Source organism: Microbacterium sp., from assembly GCF_031178525.1.
Classification (GTDB): domain Bacteria; phylum Actinomycetota; class Actinomycetes; order Actinomycetales; family Microbacteriaceae; genus Microbacterium.
On the sequence record NZ_JAPSJA010000287.1, the window covers coordinates 1 to 2946 of the forward strand.

A 2946-nucleotide genomic window follows, 5' to 3' on the forward strand; every position below is an offset into this window, starting at 1 on the left:
GTCGCCTACGGGGTGGACGCCGAGACGTCGCTGGTCGACATGGACGAGGTGCGCCGCCTCGCGCTCGAGCACAAGCCGAAGGTGATCATCGCGGGCTGGTCGGCATACCCGCGCCAGCTCGACTTCGCGGCGTTCCGTGCGATCGCCGACGAGGTCGGCGCCCTGCTGTGGGTCGACATGGCGCACTTCGCCGGTCTGGTCGCCGCGGGCCTGCACCCGAGCCCCGTGCCGCACGCGCACGTGGTGTCGTCGACCGTGCACAAGACGATCGGCGGCCCGCGCTCGGGCTTCATCCTGAGCAACGACGCCGAGATCGCGAAGAAGATCAACTCCGCCGTGTTCCCTGGCCAGCAGGGCGGTCCGCTCATGCACGTGATCGCCGCGAAGGCCACCGCGTTCAAGCTCGCCGCGACCCCCGCGTTCAAGGACCGTCAGGAGCGCACGCTGCGCGGCGCGCGCATCATCGCCGAGCGCCTGTCGCAGCAGGACGTCGCGGATGCGGGCATCTCGATCCGCTCGGGCGGCACCGATGTGCACCTCGTGCTCGTCGACCTGCGCGACGCCGCGATCGACGGCAAGCAGGCCGAGGATCTGCTGCACGAGATCCGCATCACCGTCAACCGCAACTCGGTGCCGAACGACCCGCGTCCGCCCATGACGACGTCCGGGCTGCGCATCGGCACGCCCGCGCTCGCGACGCGCGGCTTCGGCGATGCCGAGTTCACTGAGGTGGCCGATGTGATCGCGCGCGCCCTGCAGCCGGGCGCGGACGTTCTCGCCCTGCGGGAGCGCGTCGCGCGTCTCGCGGACGCCTTCCCGCTGTACCCGGGCCTCTGATCGGTAGGCTCCCGATCATGCCCGCACAGAAGCTGGATGGAACCGCCACCGCGAAGGCGATCAAGGACGAACTGGCCGAGCGCGTCGCCGCACTCAGGGAGAAGGGCGTCACGCCCGGCATCGCGACCGTGCTGGTCGGCGCCGATCCTGCGTCGCAGCTGTACGTGGGGATGAAGCACAAGCAGTCGGAGGCGATCGGGATGAACTCGATCCAGCGCGAGCTCCCCGCCGACGCGACGCAGGAGCAGGTGGAGGCGCTGATCGACGAGCTGAACGCCGATCCCTCGTGTCACGGGTACATCGTGCAGCTGCCGCTGCCGAAGCACCTCGACACGGATGCCATCCTCGAACGCATCGACCCCGCGAAGGACGCCGACGGCCTGCACCCGACGAACCTGGGGCGTCTGGTGCTGAACGTGAACGAGCCGATCACCACGCCGCTGCCCTGCACGCCGCGCGGCGTGATCGAGCTGCTCACGCGCAACGGATACGACCTCAAGGGCAAGCACGTCGTCGTCGTCGGTCGCGGCGTGACGATCGGCCGGCCCATGGGGCTGCTGCTCACGCGCCGTGACGTGAACGCGACCGTGACGCAGGTGCACACCGGCACGCCGGACATGGGGCCGTACCTGCGGCAGGCCGACGTGATCGTGGCCGGCGCCGGGGTCAAGCACCTGATCCAGGCCGAGGACGTCAAGGCCGGCGCCGCCGTGCTGGATGTCGGCGTGACGCGCGAGGCCGATCCGGAGACCGGCAAGCAGAAGGTCTACGGCGATGTGCACCCGGATGTCGCGGGCGTCGCAGGCTGGCTCTCGCCGAACCCCGGCGGCGTCGGCCCCATGACGGTCGCCCTGCTCATGACCAACGTCGTCGAGGCCGCCGAGCGCTCGGTCGCCTGACGCGTTCTCCGCAGATCCCGGCTTTCTCAGGAGCGGATCCCGCGTTCCCATCCTGAGAACGCGGGATCTCCTGGAAGCGCGCGCCCGGCCGGCGAGGCGCCCGGTCTGCTCGCCGCCTCGCTCAGGCGTCGATGTGACGGTCGAGGAACTCGAAGACCGCGGTCTCGTCGACGCCGGGGAACTGGCCGCGAGGGAGCGGGGCGAAGATGTGCGTGTGCACGCGCGCGCTCGGCCAGGCCCGACCCCGCCAGCGTGACGACTGGGCGTCGGGGGCGCGGCGACAGCAGCTCTCGTCGGGGCAGGTCGAGACCTCGCGGTTCTGGGTCTCGCGTCCGCGCCACCACTTCGCGTCGTCGAAGCGCACGCCCACCGTGATCGAGAAGCCGCCGCGGTCACTCGTGCCGGTCTGCGTCGAGCACCAGAACGTCCCGGTGGGGGTGTCGGTGTACTGGTAGTGCTCGGTCGTGCGGTTCTGCTGATCGAATGCGTCGCGCGCGGCGAACTTGCGGCACACGATCTGGCCCTCGACCGATCCGGTCACGTCCTCGGGGAGCGGCAGCCCGTCGTTCTCGTACACGCGCTCGATCTGTCCCGCCTCGCCCACGCGCAGGAAGTGCAGGGGCATGCCGAGGTGCTCGGTCATCAGGTTCGTCATGCGCATCGCGGCGGCCTCGTGCGTGACGCCGAACGCATCGCGGAAGTCCTCCACGGCGAGATTGCGGTCCTTCTTCGCCTGCTGCAGGAACGCCACGGAGTTCGCCTCCGGCATGAGGCAGCATGCGGCGTAGTAGTTGATCTCGAGGCGCTGCTGCAGGAAGTCGGCGTACGACGTCGGCGGCTTGTGGCCGAGCAGGCGGTGCGCCATGGCCTGCAGAGCCATGGAGCGCAGGCCGTGCCCGCCGGGAATCGACGCCGGCGGCAGGTAGATCCGGCCGTTCTCGAGGTCCGTGATCGAGCGCGTCGACGGCGGCAGGTCGTTGGCGTAGATCAGCGAGAAACCGAGCTGCTCGGCCATGATGCTCACCGAGCGGTGCGTGAGCGCGCCCTGCGTGTGCCCCGCCGCACGCAGCTGCTTCTCGGCCAGCTGCTCCAGCTCGGGCAGGTAGTTGTGGCTGTCGCGCATGCGCAGCCGCAGCTCGGTGTTGGCGCGGCGCGCCTCCTCGGGCGTGGCGATCGCCTCGCTCTCGCGGCGCTGCAGCTCGCGGTGCAG

Annotated in this window: 3 protein-coding genes; 2 read left to right on the forward strand and 1 reads right to left on the reverse strand. The window is 70.4% G+C overall.

Going from position 1 to position 2946, the window contains the following annotated elements; translation table 11 throughout:
* Both RIF89_RS13260 and RIF89_RS13265 read left to right on the forward strand, forming a co-directional pair.
* A partial coding sequence (locus RIF89_RS13260; RefSeq protein WP_309069565.1) for a serine hydroxymethyltransferase occupies nt 1-837 on the forward strand: 837 nt, incomplete at its 5' end.
* Nucleotides 838-854: 17 nt separating this feature from the next.
* Nucleotides 855-1736, forward strand: coding sequence for a bifunctional methylenetetrahydrofolate dehydrogenase/methenyltetrahydrofolate cyclohydrolase (locus tag RIF89_RS13265; RefSeq protein WP_309069566.1), 882 nt, complete (start codon nt 855-857; stop codon nt 1734-1736).
* Nucleotides 1737-1857: 121 nt separating this feature from the next.
* Here the strand turns inward: RIF89_RS13265 and RIF89_RS13270 are convergent.
* The coding region (locus RIF89_RS13270) for an XRE family transcriptional regulator (RefSeq protein ID WP_309069567.1) at nt 1858-2946 on the reverse strand (1089 nt) is incomplete at its 5' end.